The following is an 18,782-nucleotide window of genomic DNA, read 5'->3' on the forward strand; positions in this document are numbered from 1 at the left end:
CTCCCATGGCCCGATCCAGCTTTACCGGACGTGAGGGCGGTTATCGCCACAGCGGTCTGAAGCAACAGCCGCTGGTTTTGATCGGCTTGGTGCTGGTGTTCAGCGGGGCGATGTTGACCCGGCTCACTTGGTTGCAGGTGTTGGAGGGTGCCCATTACCGCGAGCTGGCGGATGAGAACCGCATCCGTTTGGTGCCCCGTTCTCCAATTCGTGGTCGTCTGCTCGACCGAGAAGGCCGCGTGCTGGCATCCAGCAAGCTCACCTATTCGCTCTATATCGAGCCCCGATTGGTGGATGACGCGGGCTGGCCTCCGTTACGAGATCGTCTGTCTCGGTTGCTCAATTTGAGTCCGGCCGAGCTCGATCGGCGTCGCGAGCGTGGGGTGGACCGCGATGGTTATCGCACCACCCTGGCCACCGAGCTCAAGCCCGAACAGGTGCTGCGTTTCCAGGAGCAGGCTTTGGGTTTGAAGGGAGCCATGGTGGATGTGGACATCCTCCGCTTCTATCCCCACGGCACGATGGCGGCTCACGCCCTTGGCTATTCCTCCCCGATCACGGAAAGCGAGTACAAGCTGCTCGGCGACAAGGGCTACAAAATTCGCGACCGCATCGGCCGCACCGGCGTTGAAGCGGCCTATGAACCGCATCTGCGCGGTAAGTGGGGCGGCCAGATGTTGGAAGTGAATGCCATGGGTGAGGTGCAGCGGAACCTCGGTGATCGCCCCTCGGTGGCCGGAAAGGACCTCACTCTCACCCTTGACCTCGATCTTCAGCTGGTGGCGGAGCAGGTTTTGGCCGATAAGAAGGGCGGCGCGATTGTGGCGATGGATCCCCGCACTGGTGCGATCTTGGCCTTGGCCAGTAAGCCCAATTACGACCCCAATTTTTTCTCCAAACTGGTCACTACCCAGAAGGAGTACGACCAGCTGTTCGACAACCCACGGCTGCCCCTGTTCAGTCGTGCACTGAATGCTTACAACCCAGGCAGCACCTGGAAAGTTGTCACTGCAATGGCTGGGATGGAGTCAGGAAAGTATCCCCCTGAAACCAAGTTGAAAACTACTGCCTGTATTACCTATGGAGGGCACTGCTTCCCAGACCATAACGGTGCAGGTTTCGGCACCATCGGTTACGCCGATGCCCTGCGCTTCTCGAGCAACACTTTTTTCTATCAGATTGGTGTCGGTGTTGGATCACGCCACCTCAAGAAGGCGGCCACGGATCTTGGGTTTGGTGCCAAGAGCGGGATCGAGATTGGTTGGGAGGAAAGCGTGGGTTTAGTGGCCGATGAAGATTGGGCGGCCGCCGGTCGTGGCTGGGGTCAACCCGGTACCACTCCTTGGATTCCCGAAGATATGGCGAGCGCCTCGATCGGTCAGTCGGTGGTGCAAATCACACCGTTGCAGCTGGCACGGGCCTACAGCGTGTTTGCCAATGGCGGCTGGCTGGTCACCCCTCACTTGGCGGATCAGGGTCTGGATTGGACGGCACCGTCGCGGCGGAGCAGGGTGGCCATCAAACCCGCCACTTTGGCCAAGATCCGGGAAGGATTACGCAAAGTGGTCTCCGATGGAACCGGTTATGGACTGAACGGTCCTGGGATCCCATCGGCTGGCGGTAAGACCGGCACGGCAGAAGACAACAGCTCTCATGGAGCGGATCATGCCTGGTTTGCCACTTATGCCCCCTATCCGGAGGGTGAGATCGTGATCGTGGCATTTGCGCAGAACACCCCAGGTGGCGGCTCAGTGCATGCGCTGCCGATGGCAAAAAAGGTGATGGAGGTGTGGAACCGCAAACGCCAGAAGAGCTGAGCTTGAGGCTCAGGCAACAGCGCTCAACTCTTGCTGCAGCACATGGCGGTAGTAGCCCCGGAGTTGTTCTGTGGCACCAGCCCATCCCCAGCGTTCGGCTTCCTGGCGGGCTGCAGAGCGAAGACTCTGGCGCTCAATGTCGTTGCCAAGCAGCTTGCTTGTGGCTTCGATCAGGCTTTTGGCACCACCATCGGCTCCATCCGGTTCATACAAGCAGCCGTTGATGCCATCGCTGATGATGTCGGGAATGCCGCCGCGATTGGCCCCGACAACGGGGCAGCCGGCGGCCATCGCTTCTAGAAGCACGAGGCCGAGGGTTTCGGTGCTGGAAGGGAACAGAAAGGCATCACCGCTTGCATAGGCACTGGCCAGTTCGTCACCCGCCAAGTACCCCACGAAGGTGGTTGCGGTGCCCTCGAAGTGTTTCTCTAGCTGCTGCCGATGGGGTCCGTCGCCCACCAGCGCTAACCGCGCATCGGGCATGGCTTCGAGCACGGGTCGGATCCTTTCAATCTGCTTTTCGGCTGAGAGACGGCCCACATAAAGGAGCAGTGAACCGCGGTCGTCATGGCAACCGTGCAGTCGCTCTCGCATCGCGTCGCTGCGCAGTTCCGGGCGGAACATGTCTGTATCCACCCCTCGCTGCCAGAGATCGGTGTGCTGAATTCCCTTCTCGCTCAGCTCCTGCACCATTGCGGTAGAGGTGCACAGGTTGAGTACGGCCTGGTTATGGGCTGCCTTGAGCAGTTCCCATAGCAGCGGCTCCAGCATGCCCATGCCGTAGTGCTCGAGATATTTGGGCAGATGGGTGTGGTAGCTCGCAACCAGGGGAATTCCCTTGGTTTTGGCCAGCCAGATGCCTCCAAGCCCAAGGACGGCGGGATTGACGACATGGATTAGGTCTGGCTGGAAGCTGTCGATCGCTTCTGATACTGCCGGTCTGGGCAGGGCAAGCTTCAGTTCTGGATACAGCGGCAGCGGCATGGCGGGCACGCCAATCAGCTGGGCGCCCATGTAGTCGCTTGGACACCCCTCCGGACAGAACACAACCACCTCATCACCTGCTTCCACCAGGTGCCTCACCGTTTTGGTAAGCCTGGTGACGATGCCGTCAACTTTCGGAAGGAAGGTTTCGGTGAAAAAAGCGACTTTCACTGGGTCGGCGGTGGGGAGATGCGGATCAAGGTGCAGTGCCGATTGCTTCAGCCTGGGTCTTGGTCCAGGCGGAGGTGCAGAGAATGCGGTTGCGATCGCAACGGTCGGCGTAGCGCGTGGCGATTTCCACCACTTCCTTCAGCAGACCATCATCAAGGGTCGTGGGATTGAGGCCGAGCTCGAGGAAGCAACGGTTGTCCACGATCAGATCGTTTTCCACAGCCTCGTTACGAGGGTTGGGCAAGTTGTTCACCTGGGCTCCGGTGAGTGCGGCCACCTTTTTGGCCAGCTCGCCCACTTGATGGCTTTCGGTCATCTGGTTGAAGATCTTCACCCGCTCGCTTTTGCTGGGGGGGTTCTCCAGAGCGAGCTGCACGCACTTCACCGAGTCGCGGATGTGAATGAAGGCCCGGGTCTGGCCGCCGGTGCCATGCACGGTGAGCGGATAGCCGATGGCCGCTTGCATCAGGAAGCGGTTGAGAACAGTGCCGTAGTCGCCGTCGTAATCAAAGCGGTTGGTGAGACGCGGATCCCTATCGGTGGCATCGGTATTGGTGCCCCAGACGATGCCCTGGTGCAGGTCGGTGATGCGGACGTTGTCGTTCTTGTTGTAGTAGAGGAAGAGCAGCTGATCGAGCGTCTTGGTCATGTGATAGACGCTGCCAGGGCTGGCGGGGTGGAGGATCTCTTCCTCAAAGCGGCTGCCGTCAGGCTGCGGAACCTCCACTTTGAGGTAGCCCTCAGGAATGGTGGCTCCGCGGTGCGAGCCGTAGCCATAAACGCCCATGGTGCCGAGATGCACCACATGGATGTCTTGTCCGCTTTCGACGATGGCGGCCAGCAGGTTGTGGGTGCCGTTGACGTTGTTGTCGACCGTATAGCGCTTCGTGGCGCTGCTCTTCATTGAATAGGGAGCAGCCCGTTGCTCGGCGAAATGCACCACTGCATTGGGTTTTTCTTCGATCAGTAGATCGAGCAGCCGTTGGTATTCGTGGGCGATATCCATGTGCAGGAAGCGCATGGGTTTGCCGCCGATTTCCTCCCACGCCTTCAGACGCTCGCCGATGCTGGTGATCGGGGTGAGCGATTCAACCTCGAGATCGATATCGATCTTGCGGCGACTGAGGTTATCGACGATCAGCACGTCGTGACCCTGGTCCGCAAGATTCACTGCACAGGGCCAGCCGCAGAAGCCGTCGCCGCCGAGAACGAGAACCTTCACCTCAAACTCCTGCCGAAGCGTGCTGAGCGCTAATCCCGGGCAAGCTACTACAGGGTTTTCAGCTGATCACCACAGTCACGGCCACTAGGGCGACCACAAGCACCCCGCCAACCACGATCAACAGCTGAGAGCTGCTGCTGCGGCTGGATTTCACGTCAATCACTTCCATGCGTGGTTCTTTGGCGAAGGCATTCAGCCTTCCTCCATCCTCTTCTGTGACTTGCATGGATTCGATGTTTCCGAAGGGGAGACCTTATGGGCTTCTGGCTGCTTTGGGCCGATTGCGCCATGGTCTGTCATGACTAGCTTTTCACCGTTCCGGTGGTGGGGGAGCTAGGGGAGGCGTCCTGACGCAGTGGCAGCCGGCCTGCTAGGTGGGCTTGTCTGCCTGCCTGAACGGCTAAGCCCATGGCTTCGGCCATGGCTGGAGGGTCTCCCGCCATGGCAATGGCACTGTTGACCAGGACCGCTGCTGCCCCCATCTCCAGTGCTTGGGCGGCTTCACTCGGAACGCCGATCCCCGCATCCACCACAACTGGAACGCTGGCGTTCTCAATGATCAGAGCGATGTTGGCGAGGTTGCGGAGACCCTGACCGGAGCCGATCGGCGAGCCTAGGGGCATCACCGTGGCGCAGCCCACATCCTCCAGGTGTTTGGCCAATAGAGGATCGGCATTGATGTAGGGGAGAACGGTGAACCCCTCCTTCACGAGTTGTTTGGCGGCTTCGAGCGTGCCAATCGGATCGGGGAGGAGATGGCGGCTATCGGGGATCACCTCCAGCTTGACGAAGGTGTTGTCCTCCTGGCCTGCCAGCTTGGCGAGTTCGCGACCCAGCCGTGCCACGCGCACTGCTTCATCAGCGGTGGCACAACCTGCCGTATTGGGGAGCATCCAGATTCTTGACCAGTCGATCGCTTCCATCAGGCCTTCATGCCCTGCAGCCACCGTCTGGACCCGGCGTACGGCCACGGTGACGATCTCGCAACCCGATCGTTCCAGGCTTTGCTGCATTGTGGCCAGATTCGGGTATTTGCCCGTGCCAGTGAACAAGCGACTGTTGAACTGTCGCCCTGCGATCTGCAGCGGATCCGAAGCGTTGGTGCAGCTGGAGAGGGGAGAGGTCGAAACCGTGGACATGCCGAAGAGCAGAAAAGGGTGTGAGAACCGGGTGGGGACTGAACAGGCCAGTTGGAATGGCCCTAACTTGAGCCCATCATCCTGTTTCAGCCATGCCTGTTCCACCCGTCGTGGATCTGCCTGTTGAAAGTGCCGTGCCTTTTGAAAGCCAGCTGCCTTTTGATAGTTCAAGGCTGGCGATGCCTCTGATGCTCGAGGGCAATGTTGAAAGCTTTGATCCGGTAGCTCGTGCTTCCGACTTAGCCGTCACGATGCCGCGCCAATGGTGCGGGCGTTACAAGAGCTTCCCCAACGGCATGGATCAGGAGGTGCTGCTCAATCTTTCCAGCGTGCAGGCCTATGGACAAATGGTGGCGCTCCGCGGAGACATGACGATTGGCACGATCAAGACCCCAGTTCAAGGCAATCTCAATGCCAAGTCAGATCAGCTTGATCTGATTCCCCTTGCTGACAGTCTCCCCGACGGGTTGGAGAGTGGCGGCGAGTTTCTGGGTCTTCAGGGGTTTGACCTTGCTGGCTGGGAAGCGCCTCGGCTCACCAATCCCGGCGGACGCTTGAGTCTGTCGCCTGGTTGCGTCTCAGAAGCCCTTCCGATTCGCGGCCTCTGGTGAGCTGGCGTCTTGGCCTGAACGAAGTTGGCGTTCAATGCGTTTGAGCCGTTTGGTTGCTGTGGTGTTGGAGGGTTCAAATTCCAACACTTTGCGATAGAGATCTGCAGACTTCTCCGGCTCGAGCAGGCGCTCATGGGCAAAGGCAAGGTTGTTGAGGGCCACGGGGTAGTCCGCCTTGGCATTCAGAGCAGACCTGTAATGCTTCACCGCACCGTCGAAGTCTTTCTGAGCAGCCAAAGCGAAGCCCAGGGCGTTCTCGATCAGCGCCTTGGCTTCATCAGGCTCCCCTGAAAGGCGCTTTAGTGCTTGGCGCAGGTTGGCCGTGGCCTGTGGGTAGAGGCGTTTGCGTAGTTGCACAGAGGCGAGTTCATAGAGCCGGCCAGCATCTTTCGACGTTGCAGCACCCTCTTGCTCAAACTGGATCAGGCTGAGCTCATCCCTGCGGGTTCGAAGCAGCTGTCGACCGACCACAATGGCAACGATCGCGAGCAACACGATCAGACCCAGCAGATAGGTCTGTGGGAGGAGTCCATCCATCACGAGCAACTCCTCCTCTCAGTTCAATGGTTCGGCGTTTGATTCAGCTTTTTGCTGCTGTCACCACATTGGTGAAGCTGCCGGGATCAGCTACGGCCAGTTGGGCCAGCATCTTGCGGTTCAGCCGCACATCGGCCTTCTTGAGGCCGCCGATTAGACGGCTATAGCTCATGCCGTTGAGACGTGCAGCAGCGTTGATCCGTGCAATCCAGAGGCGACGGAAGTCACGCTTGCGACGACGACGGTCGCGATAGGCGTTACACAGCGCCTTCATCACGCGCTGGTTGGCGGTGCGGAAGAGGGTGCCGTTGCTGCCACGGAAACCACGGGCAAGGCGCAGGATCTTGTTACGGCGCTTGCGGGCAACGTTGCCTCTTTTAACGCGGGCCATGGATCAGGGGAGTCAGTAAGGGAAACAGTTCGGGTTCGCGACGAGCGAGCGCAAGCTCGATCAGGCGTAAGGCATCATCAGGGCCACACGTTCCTCATCGGTGCGGTCCACAACGGCTTTGGTGCCCAGGTGGCGCTTCAGCTTCGGGCTCTTGTGATCCAGAAGGTGATTGTGGAAGGCACGACGACGCATGAATTTGCCAGTACCTGTTGCTTTGAACCGCTTGGCGGCTGCTTTGCGGGTCTTCAGCTTGGGCATGTCTCTGGCAGCACGTGGCACAAACGACAACAATACGCCCTCATCCTCCCCCAGCCAATGAACCGCTTAGGACGCGTCCTGTCGCTGGGGGTCATCACCCCTTGTGTGCTGGTGGTGAGTGTGATCTGCGGTGGTTGTCGGGCCCAGGAGGCGGCGGTCTCCCCTGGGCCCGACAAGCCTGTCATCCCCACGCATCGTCCTGTGCCAGCGCCGCCCCAGGCGTCTGGGAATCGTCTTTGGGTTGCCCTTGACGATCACCTTGGACGGGGCACAAAGCGTGATCAGTCCGCTCCGACATTGACGCTTCGCAGTGCTGGGGCTTCCCCACTGGTGCTCCGAGATGGCAACGCTTCGGGGGTCTCCCAGCCACTAGCGACTGCTCCAAACCTCTCGATCAGTTGGCGGTTGGAGCCGCTTGCTGAGCCCGTCAAGGTGTCCCGTTTAGTGGCGGGGCCTTACGCCAGTTTCGAGACCGCCGATCGGGTGGCACAGCGGTGGCGTCAGCAGGGCGTTCAGGCGTTGGTCGCCCATCCGGGTGAGTGGGAGGTCTGGGCTCCAGAGACTGCTTCTGTGCTGGAGGGAGTTGCGACCCGTCCTTGGCGCAACACGATCACTTCAGTGGTTCGTCCGGTACTGGAGGGCATCGATGGCGACCTCAAGACCCTTGCTGGGCCCTTGTTGCTCGAGGCCCCCGATGGTTTGAGCTGGAAGGGTGGTGTGATGCAGGGGCCATTCCGGCTGCAGCCAGATGCCTACGGCAGCTGGACGCTGCTTGAGCAGGTACCACTGGAGCGTTACCTCGAGGGTGTGGTGCCCCATGAGATTGGGGCTGGTTCGCCGGAGGCGGCTTTGCAGGCTCAGGCCGTCCTGGCCCGCACATGGGCGCTGGCCAATAGCCATCGTTTTGGCATCGACGGCTATCACCTGTGCAGTGACACCCAGTGCCAGGTCTATAGCGATCCCCGCGATGCCGGTTCAGCGGTGCGACAGGCCATTAAGGCCACGACTGGTCAGGTGTTGCAGTGGAACGGCAAACCGATCAGTGCTGTTTATCACGCCTCCAATGGTGGTGTGATGGCCTCGGCGCCTGAGGCGTGGGCGATGGCTCCCGCTGCTTACCTGCAGGCTCAAGCCGATGGTGACCAGGGCTGGCTTGATGCCGTTGTGCTGCCGTTGAACGATGCCGATGCCGTGAGCCGTCTTGTTCAGGCTGGTCGTGGTGCTTATGGGGCTGGTCATCCGTTATTCCGCTGGACGCGGACCTATACGGCATCTCAGCTTGAAAGGGCCTTGGCCTCTCAGTCCCCTGGTGTTGTGCAGGACGTAGCGGTGGTGAAGCGTGGCCCTAGTGGGAGGGTTCTGACCCTGCGCATTGAGGGCGATGGGCCAGGTTCCCCTGTGGATCTGCGTCTTGATGCCATTCGCCGCACCTTGCGGCGGCTGCCCAGCACTCTGTTCACACTCGAAACCAGTGGAGAGGGAGTTTGGCGCTTCAACGGCGGTGGCTTCGGCCATGGGGCCGGACTGTCCCAGGCCGGGGCCATTGATCTGGCCTCTCGGGGATGGTCGGTGCAGCGCATTCTTCAGCACTACTACCCGGGAGCGACCCTGGCACCGCTAGCCCCATAGGGAGCGCCGCTTAGAGTCCCGCTATTCCGCGAAGTGCGATGGCCGTGGCGGCAGTGACTGGTGATCACCGACGCGGCAAGTCAGCCCTGTTCCTTGTGGCCTGCGGCTGGGCGGGGGCAGCACCCCACTGGTTGGATCCTCTGCGCAGCCTGGCGCCAGCGGTCACCTTGGCACTGCTGCTGGGGGGTTACGGCCTTCGCACCGTGCTGCGCAGTCGTGATCAGCCCTGTGCTCCGGGCGCTGATCCAGATCGAGAGGATGATTCTCTGGATTTGCCCGCAGTGGATGTGGTGGTGGCCGCCCGGGATGAGGAAGCAGTAGTCACCAGGTTGGTGGAGCGTCTTACTGCCTTGCGCTATCCCAAGGAGCGCCTTTCGCTCTGGGTTGTGGATGACGGCAGTGAGGATCGCACCGGCCTCTTGCTCGATGACCTCAAGCAGCAGCATCCTCAGTTGCAGGTGATTCATCGCAAGCGCGGTGCAGGTGGAGGAAAGTCGGGCGCGCTCAACACCGTGCTTCAGCAGCTCAAGGGCGATTGGATGTTGGTGCTGGATGCTGATGCGCAGCTCCAGAACGATGTGTTGGAGCGCTTGCTGCCTTTTGCGCTTCGTGGCCGCTGGGCTGCCGTGCAGTTGCGTAAAGCGGTCACGAACGCCCAGCAGAGTTGGCTCACGAGGGTGCAGGCGATGGAGATGGCTCTCGACGCTCTTTTGCAGCAGGGTCGGCTCCGGGGCGCCGGCGTGATGGAGCTTCGCGGTAACGGGCAGTTGCTTCAGCGCAGCCGACTTCAGGCCTGTGGCGGCTTCAACGAAGACACAGTCACTGACGATCTCGATCTCAGCTTTCGGCTTCTGACCGATGGCGCCCCTGTGGGTTTGCTCTGGGACCCCCCAGTCCAGGAGGAGGCGGTGGAATCGCTCCCGGCCCTGTGGAAGCAGCGTCAACGTTGGGCTGAAGGTGGGTTGCAGCGTTTCTTTGATTACTGGCCGAAACTCACCTCTGGATCGCTGAGTGCTGGTCAGAAGCTCGATCTGGCCTGTTTCTTTTTGCTCCAGTACGTGTTGCCCTTGCTGTCGTTTGCGGATCTGGTCACGAGCCTGATCCTGCGCACGATGCCGGTGTACTGGCCTCTCTCAATCGTTGCGTTCAGCGTGTCGGGTTTGGCGTATTGGCGTGGTTGTCGCAGGTTGAGCGAGGGCCCTGAGCTTCCTCGGCCCGGGTTGCTCAACTTGCTGCTTGGGATCGCTTATCTGGGTCATTGGTTTGTCGTGATTCCCTGGGTCACGCTGAAGATGGCCCTGTTCCCGAAGCGATTGGTGTGGGCCAAGACCAGTCATCGCGGCGAGGCACCGGCTTAATCTAAACAATCAAGTTTGAGCCACTTATGGCTTTTGCTTGTTGATTGCTTCGTTGAAATAGATGTCGCTTAAAGCTTTATTTGGGGCAACGCATATTTCTTTTGCCGGAAGGAGTTATTGAGTCTGATTTGCTTCTCTTTTCTAGTTGCGGTTTGAATTAGCTGTCCAGGTCAGCATCGACGACTTGGCCATTGAAGAAGTCAGCGAAGCGCTTCACTTTGTCGTCCATTGGTGAGCGCATTGGAGGTTGGCCTGGTGGATTAGCGGTTGGCTGCCCCTGCTCCTGCGTCGGTGCAGCTGTCTGGGGTAGCTGAGGCGATGGTGGTGTGCCTGCTGTCGTTGTTGCTGGTGGTGAACCCGTCGGTGTAGTCACGGGCGTTGGCATGGATCCGGTTTGGGGCTGGGACTGAGCAGGAGGCGGAGCGGGGATGGCAGCAGTGGACTGCAAAGCAGGCGGTTGGGTGGGCGCTGAGAGGGTTGGTGCTGCACTCCTGGCTTGTGCCCGTGCCGGCGTTGGCGCGGAAGCAGGTGGGGCGGCACCGGGGGCTGCTGTTGCTGGGGTGATGACACCAGCGTGGTTCTCCAGCACCAGTTGGCGGTTGCCGCCGCAGGCCCTGGCGATGGCCTGCTCCAGCAAGGTGGCACGGCTTTGCACCATGCCCATCCAGTTTCCGGCTACCTGCACCACGGCCCGATGCGAATCCATCCGCACCAATTGAGCCTGCTGGGAGAGCAGCATCCGCGTGGAGGGCAATTCCAGGCTGGCCAGGATCTGCTGCCAGAGCTCGGGCAGGTTGGTGCTTGTGGCACCGGAAGCAGCACTGGCAGTCTCGTCTGGGCTCGTCTGCTCTGCTTCCAGATCGGTCGCTGGTGCTGCAGTGGTGGCAGCTGGGCCGGTGGGAGGTAAGGACACCGAAGCGGTTGTTGGGGCCGCAGCTGTTTCAGTTGGGGGTGCTGGCGCAGCTGAGGGAGGTGGAGCCGCCACTGCAGTCGCTTCGCTGGGCACGGGAACTGAAGCTGCAGCAGGGTGTGCAACGGCAGCAGCTTGTGCAGTTGTTTTCAGTGCTGCGGCAGCTGGGGCTGGAGTCTGTGCTGCAGCTTGAGGCATGGTGGCCATGCCTTTGGCGGCAACGGGTTCGGCTTCGGCCAGCAGGCCCATCAGCAAGACTTCCAGCCACAGCCGGGGTTGCACGCTCAGACGCAGTTGCTGTTCGCTGCCTCGTAAGCGCGCTTGCCAGTGCAGTAACCGTTGCCTCCCGATTCGTTGCGCCAGATCGGGCAGCTGCGCACGGAACTGGGGCGACACACTGGTGAGCTCCGGACGATCCGGCGCAGCTGCCATCAGCACCAGGTCCCGAAGGATGCCGGCCAGGCCTTGCAGTACGGCGCCAGGATCGCGCCCCCGGTCCAGCAGGCTGCGGCTCGATTCCACCAGCTGCAGTGGATCACCGCTCGCCAGGGCTTCCGCCAACGCGATGAGGTCCTGTTCGGGAACGGCGCCGAGCAGGTCCCATACGGCATCGGCTTCAATCGGAGCCGGCAGCAGGCTGAGCTGATCCAGCAGGCTTTCCGCATCGCGCAGGCCCCCCTGGGCTCGCTGGGCTACCACATGCACTGCTTCTGGCTGGATGGGGATCGATTCCTGTTCAGCGATCCAGGTGAGGTGTTTCTCCAGTGCATCGATCGGGATGCGACGGAAATCGAAGCGCTGGCAGCGGCTCAGAATCGTGGGCAGCACTCGCTGCGGGTCGGTGGTGGCCAGCACGAACACCACCCGCGGTGGCGGCTCTTCCAGCGTCTTGAGCAGGGCGTTGAAGGCGGCGGTGGAGAGCATGTGGCACTCGTCCACCACGTACACCTTCCAGCGCGCCTGCACTGGTGCGAATCGGGAGCGTTCGATCAGATCGCGGATGTTGTCAACGCCGGTATTGGAGGCGGCGTCGATCTCGATCACATCAAGGGCGGTGCCGGCTGCGATCGTGGTGCAGAGCTCGCAAGTGCCGCAGGGTTCAGGCGTCGGCCCTTCGCTGCTGAGGCAGTTGAGCGAACGGGCCAGGATTCTGGCGCTGGAGGTCTTGCCGGTACCGCGCGGGCCGCTGAAGAGGTAGGCAGGCGCGATCCGGTCAGTGCGCAGGGCGTGCCCCAGGGTCGCGGCAATCGCGTCCTGCCCCACCAGCTGGTCAAACCGCTGGGGTCGGTATTTGTGATGCAGCGGCTGGTAGGCCTGGCTCATGCGCTGCCTGCGGAACCCAGAGGTTACCGAGGCCGACTGGCGGCAGGCGTGCATGAGGGTGTGGCTTTGGAGGTGGCCTCAGATCACAGTTGTGGATTAGGTGATTGAATCGAAGTTGAAAGAAAGGATGTGATCGTCGAAGTCGCGGTCCCCTCCACCGACCTGGTCCTCCAGGCCAAAGAGGTTGTTGCCAAGAACGCGGAAGTGGCTGATGCCATCGCTGTTGGCCTTGGCAAAGGCAAAGAACGTATTGCTCTGCACCTTGGCGTAGGGGGCCAGGTAGCCGCTGAGATTCGCCATCTCAAGAGCTGACTCTTCAGTGTTGCCATTGGCCAGGGAGAAGTTGAAATCGTCTCCGCCAAAGAGGTTGTCGGCGCGTAGAGCCGCTTTGGCGTAACCCGCAGCGCCTGGGGCGATCAGAGAGCCATCGGCAGCCATCACCATCCCGTTGGGATCGACCACCTTGTAGAAACCGGTGAGGGCATCAAGGGTGGCTTCCCTGGCCTGCACCAGGGTGCCGTTGAGGGTTTCTCCATTGGTGAATGGAGTGACATTGAGGACGGGGGCCATGTCTTGAGCCTGGGCCACGAGAGCGCCAAGCCCCTGGTCGTTGGCATTGAGGGCAAGATCAATACTCAGGCCTGATCCCGACGAGAGAGAGAAGGAGCCATCGCCCTTGGCCGTGGACTTGAGGAATGAGAAACCGGAATCATCGAGGCTGCGCAGATTGTCGAGGGTGGTGTTTTCAACAGAGAAGAAACGCACCGATTGACCGTTGCGGATCAGCAGGTCTCTGGAGAACTGGAAGGCTTTGGCCAGGGTGACATCCTTCGCTTCCAGGCTGCTGAACAGGATGGTCGCGCGTTTCTTGAGCTGATCCAGATCACTAAGGATGGTTTTGGCCGTTGCGACTTCATCGGCGTTCAGCACGATGTAGCCGATCTGGTTCACCACATCAGTGCCTCCGGTGATGGTGGCGTTGAGATTGAAAGCTGCTGGTGCAGCATTGTCGGGGTCAGCAATCGTCAGCAGATTGAAGGGACCATCGTTGGCTTGGATGCCAGGATCCAGTGTCCCAGTGGCCGCAGTGGAGGGATCGTCAATGACTCCATTTTTCACTCCGTCTTTATCACCAAAGCCTCCATCCACCAAGGTCAGAGAAAGATAATCGGCAAGTCCATCACCATCGAGATCATAAAAACGAGCGCCCGCGTTGATGATGGGATCGAAACTCAGGGCTGAGACATCTCCTGCATTGTTGACGGAGTAATAGAGAAGCTTTTTCCTGGTGTCGCGTACCCCTTCCCCAGTGGTGATGGCGCCATTCTCAAAATTGAGGCTTGAGAGCGCCAGATTGAATGTGGTTCTGGGAATGTTCTCGTTGACCTTGGCTTTGAAAGCGAGGGAGTCTGACTGCAGAGTGATACCAGCATTGGTTAGATCTTTGATCGCAGATGAATTAATCGCTTCTGTTGTGCTTTCAAGAGCAGCCTTTGTGGTGGTGGCAGAACCGCTGAAATAGCCAATGTTTATATCAGTGGCGGCGGTGATGGCGACCGTTGAGGTGACAGCGGAGGAGGAATCGGTGCCGTCATTGACGACCCAGGAGATGGTGCGGTTTGCGGTATTGGGGTTGTCGGAGGTGTTGTTGTAGGTGACCGATTCGAGTGCTGTCTTGTAATTGGCGAGGGTGTCGGAGCCTGTGAGGGTTAAGACGCCCGTGGATGCATTCCAGGAGCCAGTGATGGCGGAGGTATCGGAGAAAGCGAGAACATCTTCTGCGGATTGGAAGCCAGAGGAGATGGTGACGGTGGCTGATTCGATGTTGGTGTCATCGGCATCGGAGATGGAGAGAGAGGAGTCGATGACAGTGGCGCCATCGCCTTCTGTGTAGGAAAGAGTATCTCCGGCGTTAGAAATTACGGGAGTACCAGGGGTAGTAGGCCAGCCTGTATAGGGGATGTAAGCATCGCCTCCATGGGGATTGTTGGTAAAGCCAGTGGAGGTCTGTTCGGTGAGAGCACCGGTGCTCTTGTTAATTGAAAAAAGCTTGCCACTTGTAAAATTTGTCCCGTACAGGGTGTTGTCTGATGTGACCATTAGCCCCATCAGCATGTTGTAGGAAGTTGAGCCCAGCTGCGTCGCCGTAGCTGTTGTGCTTCCATTCAGTGAAATCTGATAAAGAGCTCCGCTTCCATCGACAGCAAAAAGATTGCCGTCGACATCGAATGCGATATCCATTGCGCTTGTTATTTTTGAGCTATCGCTCTTACTTGTTTCTGCAATGTATGTTGCTGCGCCTGTGGCAATATCAACTTTGTAGATGTAGCCTCTCAGGTCGAGTGCATACATCAAACCGTCGGAGTCGACATCCATGGCGTGGAACTGGATCGGTCCACCGGGATCGCCGGCAACGCTTGAGTCTGTGGTGACTTCGACCGGCGCTTGGGTTAGGACGGTTGTGGCGGGATCGGTTGATGACGTGAGGTCGACTTTGTAAATCTTGGTGCCAGGATCGCCTGGGTCATGGTTCATAGAATTGGCTTCTTGCGTTGCATATAAATTCCCGTCCTTGCCGAAAGCGAGTCCCCAGACCGTGGTCAGATTGCTGGTTCCGTCGTTAAACTTGCCAAGATCTGTGAATGAATTATCAGATTTATCTACATAACCCAGTTTCTTGCCCTGACCATGGGTTGTATATATCTTTTCGCCTAACTTGTGTGCCCATCTGCGCAGTTTTGCCGGGTTCACCGGGATCGCAATATCAGTGGCTCCAAGCTTCCACTGGGTGATTGCTTCGCTTGTTCGGCCGAGATCGCTTGCGCTGGCAAAGACTGATGCTCCGATGAATTCCTCCAGCAGGCTGATGGGCACTGGCGCGGCGCCATAGCGGCAGCTCCATAGGGCCAGATTTTTGAGTCCCCACGTTCCCAGGTCAGCGCGATAAAGAACCAGCGTTTCACGCGTGATTTCGCGCCCGCCCACCTGCAGTACCCCAGGCCGACCATGGCTAACCCAGTGCAGCGTCTCCACCGGTTTCCCCTGCTGTCGGCGCACCTTGAGGGCAGCGGTTACCGCTTTTAGTGGGTGTTGCTCGGCCTCCAGCCACAGCACCGGCACCAAGGCTTCAGCCAGCAGCTCCCGGATCTTGGGGCAGCTGCCGTCAGCAACGATCAGCGTGGCCTGTTTCTGCCCTTGGGTGGTAGTGGAGCTGTTGATCTGCTCGAGTCCGCAGGCTTTGAAGGTCATGATTAATCGGCTTGGGATGTTGCTAATGAAGTGGCTGGGCGGTGTTGGGGGAGGCGCCTAAGTACGTTGCTTTTCAGCGCTGAGTTCTGGTTGCGTTGCTGAGTCGAATCACCTGCGCCAGAGCTGTACTGATCAGCGCCTGGTTAAGTCGTCGATGCGTTGCTGGGCTCTGCTGTAGTTGTTTCTCTGTTGTCTGCGAGGTGACGTTCACGCATCACTCAAGATTGCCAATGCCCTATTTGTATTGACATTCGCAAGGTGTTTGATTGAGTCGTTGGTGGTTTTTGTCAGTTCTTTATTGGATGGGTAAAATATTTTCACCCCCTGTTGCCCAAATAAAAGCGTGTTTGTGCCGCTTTCTTGGCCTTGATTCGAAACGGCCTGGTCTTATTTATCTCTTCCTTGCTGCTCCAGCAGGGTGTTGAGCTTGTCTTCCAGGTCTTCCACCGCCGCTAATTCATCTGCCAGGCTTTGGCCACTCAGCAGTAAGCGCTGATTGCCACCATCACCAGCCTGTTGCAGCAGGGCTTCCAACTTGCTCAGCAGTTTGAGGCGCAGTTGTTCCAGTTGGGTCACACCCTTGCTGGCCAGGGCGCGGCTGTTGTCATCCAGAAGTCCCCGTTGCACCAGCAGCTCTAGCCCGGCCATTAGCGCTGATGGCATGCGGGCACTCCAGCTGCGGGCTTTGTCGATCACCGAGTTCACCTGGGCGCTGCGATGGCGGCCGGTCTTGCACCAGGTGGCGAAATGCTCGCAGTTATTGAACAACAGGTTGTAGTTCTGCTCGCCGATGCGGCCCATCGCCCGCCGCAAGGTCACCCCCTGGAGAGAGCACTCCGCATGCGGCACCACGCTTACCGGTTGGCCCTGGCTGAAGTCGTCCAGCGAACTGCGCAGGATTTCACGGCCCTCCAGGTAGTGGGCCACGGTGCCGTCGCCTAAGTCGATGCCGTGGTGGAGAAAAAGGCCGTGCTGCCGAGGCACCTGAAGGTGATCGGCAGCGGCCATCGCTTCAGGCGGATTCCTGTTGGCGATCAGCACCTGGAAGCGGCAGCACCTTGCCGCCGGTGTGTTCATCCACCATGGCGCGAGTCACGGTGAAGGTTTTCACGTTCTTGCGCGAGGGGAGGTCGTACATCAGATCGAGCATCAGCTCCTCCACGATTCCGCGGAGGGCACGGGCGCCGGTTTTGCGTCGGTGGGCCTCTGAGGCGATAGCTGCTACGGCATCGTTCTCGAATTCGAGCTGCACGTTGTCCATGCTCAGCAAGGTGCGGAACTGTTTCACCAGCGCATCGCGAGGCTCGGTGAGAATTGACTTGAGGGCTGGTTCATCAAGGGGTTCAAGCACGGCGCTCACTGGCATCCGGCCAATGAATTCTGGGATGAGGCCGTAGCGCACCAGGTCGTCGGGCTCCAGATGGCGCAGCACTTGGGCGGCCTGGAGGTCGCGGTTGGCGCGGTTGCGGCCGCGACCATCGCTGCTTGGCACGAATCCGATGGCATTACGTCCCATACGTTTCTGCACCACATCGTCCAGCCCCACGAAGGCGCCGCCACAGATGAACAGGATCTGACTGGTATCGATCTGGATGCAGTCTTGATAAGGGTGCTTACGACCACCTTGCGGCGGCACGTTGGCGACGGTGCCCTCAAGCATTTTCAGCAGGGCTTGCTGAACGCCTTCACCAGAGACATCGCGGGTAATCGAGGGGTTTTCACTCTTGCGAGCGATTTTGTCGATCTCGTCGATATAAATAATGCCGCGCTGAGCCTGATCCACATCCATGTCGGCTTTCTGCAGCAGTCGCAGCAGGATGTTTTCCACGTCTTCACCGACGTATCCCGCTTCCGTGAGGGTGGTGGCATCGGCCACGGCGAAGGGCACATCCAGCATTTCTGCCAGCGTTTGGGCCAGCAGGGTCTTGCCGCAGCCAGTCGGGCCGATCAGCAGGATGTTGCTCTTATGCAATCGGGTCGCGGTCTCTTCCGTTTCGCCTTTGCCATCCCCCTGCCAGGCCAGCCGCTTGTAGTGGTTGTAAACAGCCACAGACAGCACCTTCTTGGCAGCGTCCTGACCAACAACCTGTTCATCCAGGAATGACTTGATCTCCTGCGGTTTGGGAATCGTGGCCAGGGTGGGTGCTGGCTTGCTGCTCTTGCGTGTGCCCTGGGCGGTTTTGCGACCTGCATCAGCGCCATGGCGGGGATTGCCCTGGGCGTCGATCAGCTCTTCATCAAGGATCTCGTTGCAGAGATCAATGCATTCATCGCAGATATAGACGCCGGGACCGGCGATCAGCTTGCGCACCTGTTCCTGGGACTTGCCGCAGAAGGAGCACTTCAGATGGGCATCGAATTTGGCCATCGGGCGCCGGACTCTTCAAACGGGCAGAAACGGACCTCTCGTGAAGGGACGGTCCGGTACCAAGGATCGTTGCTGAAACGGGCGATGTCAGCCCTCCGTAACGATTCCTCCGTCTGCGGGACTGTCCACCACCCGATCGATCAAGCCGTATTCAACCGCTTCTGCCGGCGAAAGGAAGTAGTCGCGGTCAGTGTCTTCGGAGATTTTGTCGAGGGGTTGGCCGGTGTGTTGGGCCATCAGTCCGTTCAAGGTTTCCTTAAGAAAGAGGATTTCCTGGGCCTGGATTTCGATATCCACTGCCTGGCCCTGGGCGCCGCCGAGTGGTTGGTGGATCATGATCCGGGCGTTTGGCAGTGCCAGTCGCTTGCCTTTGCAGCCGCCGGAGAGGAGGAAGGCCCCCATCGACGCTGCTAGGCCGTAGCAAATGGTGACCACGTTTGGAGTCACCTGCTGCATCGTGTCGTAGATCGCCAGCCCTGCTGTGACTGATCCACCCGGTGAGTTGATGTAGATCTGAATGTCTTTTTCGGGGTCTTCGGCTTCGAGGAAGAGGAGTTGCGCCACCAGGGCATCCGCAACCTGGTCATCGATACCAGTGCCTAGAAAAATGATCCGTTCGCGAAGAAGACGCGAATAGATATCAAAGGCACGTTCGCCCCGCCCCGACTGCTCCACCACTGTGGGCAACACCCCCGGAGCCGCGGATGGCATGGTTGCACTGGGGCGGATGCCATGCCAGCGGTTCTGGATCGGGTGGTGGCTGCGGGCGTTGATCACGCGGCGGTCGGGGCAGAACGTTGTGGGTGCAATCTATG

16 protein-coding genes are annotated in these 18,782 nt (G+C 59.4%); 4 read left to right on the top strand and 12 right to left on the bottom strand.

The genetic code is table 11. The features are described 5' to 3' along the window. Positions 1-5 precede the first annotated feature (5 nt). Positions 6-1,817 (top strand): penicillin-binding protein 2, encoded by a 1,812-nt coding sequence (gene mrdA / locus DXY16_RS02990; protein ID WP_115119329.1) that lies wholly within the window; start codon positions 6-8, stop codon positions 1,815-1,817. 9 nt (positions 1,818-1,826) lie between these two features. Here the strand turns inward: mrdA and DXY16_RS02995 are convergent, their stop codons facing one another. The 4 genes from DXY16_RS02995 to DXY16_RS03010 all read right to left on the bottom strand — a co-directional run bounded on the left by DXY16_RS02995 (position 1,827) and on the right by DXY16_RS03010 (position 5,333). Beyond that, positions 1,827-2,972, bottom strand: coding sequence for a glycosyltransferase family 1 protein (locus tag DXY16_RS02995; RefSeq protein WP_115119331.1), 1,146 nt, complete (start codon positions 2,970-2,972; stop codon positions 1,827-1,829). A 25-nt stretch (positions 2,973-2,997) separates the two neighbouring features. Beyond that, entirely contained in the window at positions 2,998-4,194 is a 1,197-nt protein-coding gene (locus DXY16_RS03000; RefSeq protein ID WP_115119333.1) for an NAD-dependent epimerase/dehydratase family protein, read from the bottom strand. A 58-nt stretch (positions 4,195-4,252) separates the two neighbouring features. Beyond that, positions 4,253-4,420: a photosystem II assembly protein Psb34 gene (gene psb34, locus DXY16_RS03005; protein ID WP_115019167.1), complete on the bottom strand. Its 168-nt coding sequence runs from the start codon at positions 4,418-4,420 to the stop codon at positions 4,253-4,255. A gap of 76 nt (positions 4,421-4,496) precedes the next feature. Further along, positions 4,497-5,333 (bottom strand): thiazole synthase, encoded by an 837-nt coding sequence (locus DXY16_RS03010; protein ID WP_115119335.1) that lies wholly within the window; start codon positions 5,331-5,333, stop codon positions 4,497-4,499. A 92-nt stretch (positions 5,334-5,425) separates the two neighbouring features. Between DXY16_RS03010 and DXY16_RS03015 the strand changes: the two genes are divergently transcribed. Further along, on the top strand, positions 5,426-5,944 hold the full coding sequence (locus DXY16_RS03015; RefSeq protein ID WP_115119338.1) for a hypothetical protein: 519 nt from the start codon (positions 5,426-5,428) through the stop codon (positions 5,942-5,944). Here the strand turns inward: DXY16_RS03015 and DXY16_RS03020 are convergent. Genes DXY16_RS03020 through rpmI form a run of 3 tightly spaced genes read right to left on the bottom strand, consistent with a single transcriptional unit; the run spans position 5,912 to position 7,130 of the window. Then, positions 5,912-6,481, bottom strand: coding sequence for a tetratricopeptide repeat protein (locus tag DXY16_RS03020; RefSeq protein ID WP_115119455.1), 570 nt, complete (start codon positions 6,479-6,481; stop codon positions 5,912-5,914). The two genes, DXY16_RS03015 and DXY16_RS03020, sit on opposite strands and share 33 nt — an antisense overlap. A gap of 43 nt (positions 6,482-6,524) precedes the next feature. Beyond that, positions 6,525-6,872 (bottom strand): 50S ribosomal protein L20, encoded by a 348-nt coding sequence (gene rplT / locus DXY16_RS03025; protein ID WP_115018966.1) that lies wholly within the window; start codon positions 6,870-6,872, stop codon positions 6,525-6,527. 60 nt (positions 6,873-6,932) lie between these two features. Then, on the bottom strand, positions 6,933-7,130 hold the full coding sequence (gene rpmI / locus DXY16_RS03030; protein WP_115018965.1) for a 50S ribosomal protein L35: 198 nt from the start codon (positions 7,128-7,130) through the stop codon (positions 6,933-6,935). 57 nt (positions 7,131-7,187) lie between these two features. Here rpmI and DXY16_RS03035 point away from each other — a divergent pair, with 57 nt between their 5' ends. Both DXY16_RS03035 and DXY16_RS03040 read left to right on the top strand, forming a co-directional pair. Continuing rightward, the gene (locus tag DXY16_RS03035; RefSeq protein WP_115119340.1) at positions 7,188-8,759 is read left to right on the top strand and encodes a SpoIID/LytB domain-containing protein; all 1,572 of its coding nucleotides are present in this window, start codon (positions 7,188-7,190) and stop codon (positions 8,757-8,759) included. Positions 8,760-8,797: 38 nt separating this feature from the next. Next, the gene (locus tag DXY16_RS03040) at positions 8,798-10,117 is read left to right on the top strand and encodes a glycosyltransferase family 2 protein (protein ID WP_115119342.1); all 1,320 of its coding nucleotides are present in this window, start codon (positions 8,798-8,800) and stop codon (positions 10,115-10,117) included. Positions 10,118-10,274: 157 nt separating this feature from the next. On the opposite strand, the gene DXY16_RS03045 is transcribed toward DXY16_RS03040, so the two are convergent. From DXY16_RS03045 to clpP, 5 genes are all read right to left on the bottom strand, one after another. Next, complete coding sequence (locus DXY16_RS03045) at positions 10,275-12,350, bottom strand: DNA polymerase III subunit gamma/tau (protein WP_115119344.1); 2,076 nt, start codon at positions 12,348-12,350, stop codon at positions 10,275-10,277. Positions 12,351-12,446: 96 nt separating this feature from the next. Continuing rightward, complete coding sequence (locus tag DXY16_RS03050) at positions 12,447-15,599, bottom strand: DUF4347 domain-containing protein (protein ID WP_115119346.1); 3,153 nt, start codon at positions 15,597-15,599, stop codon at positions 12,447-12,449. Between the two features lie 387 nt (positions 15,600-15,986). Next, positions 15,987-16,607, bottom strand: a complete 621-nt coding sequence (locus tag DXY16_RS03055; protein WP_115119457.1) for a lecithin retinol acyltransferase family protein — start codon at positions 16,605-16,607, stop codon at positions 15,987-15,989. 4 nt (positions 16,608-16,611) lie between these two features. Then, positions 16,612-17,967 carry an ATP-dependent protease ATP-binding subunit ClpX gene (gene clpX, locus DXY16_RS03060; RefSeq protein ID WP_115119348.1) on the bottom strand — a complete coding sequence of 452 codons (1,356 nt, stop codon included), beginning with the start codon at positions 17,965-17,967 and terminating at the stop codon, positions 16,612-16,614. Between the two features lie 87 nt (positions 17,968-18,054). After that, positions 18,055-18,744, bottom strand: coding sequence for an ATP-dependent Clp endopeptidase proteolytic subunit ClpP (gene clpP, locus DXY16_RS03065; protein WP_115119350.1), 690 nt, complete (start codon positions 18,742-18,744; stop codon positions 18,055-18,057). Between the last annotated feature and the right edge of the window lie 38 nt (positions 18,745-18,782).

The sequence above is a fragment of the Synechococcus sp. UW105 genome (genome assembly GCF_900473935.1).
In the GTDB taxonomy this organism is placed as follows: domain Bacteria; phylum Cyanobacteriota; class Cyanobacteriia; order PCC-6307; family Cyanobiaceae; genus Synechococcus_C.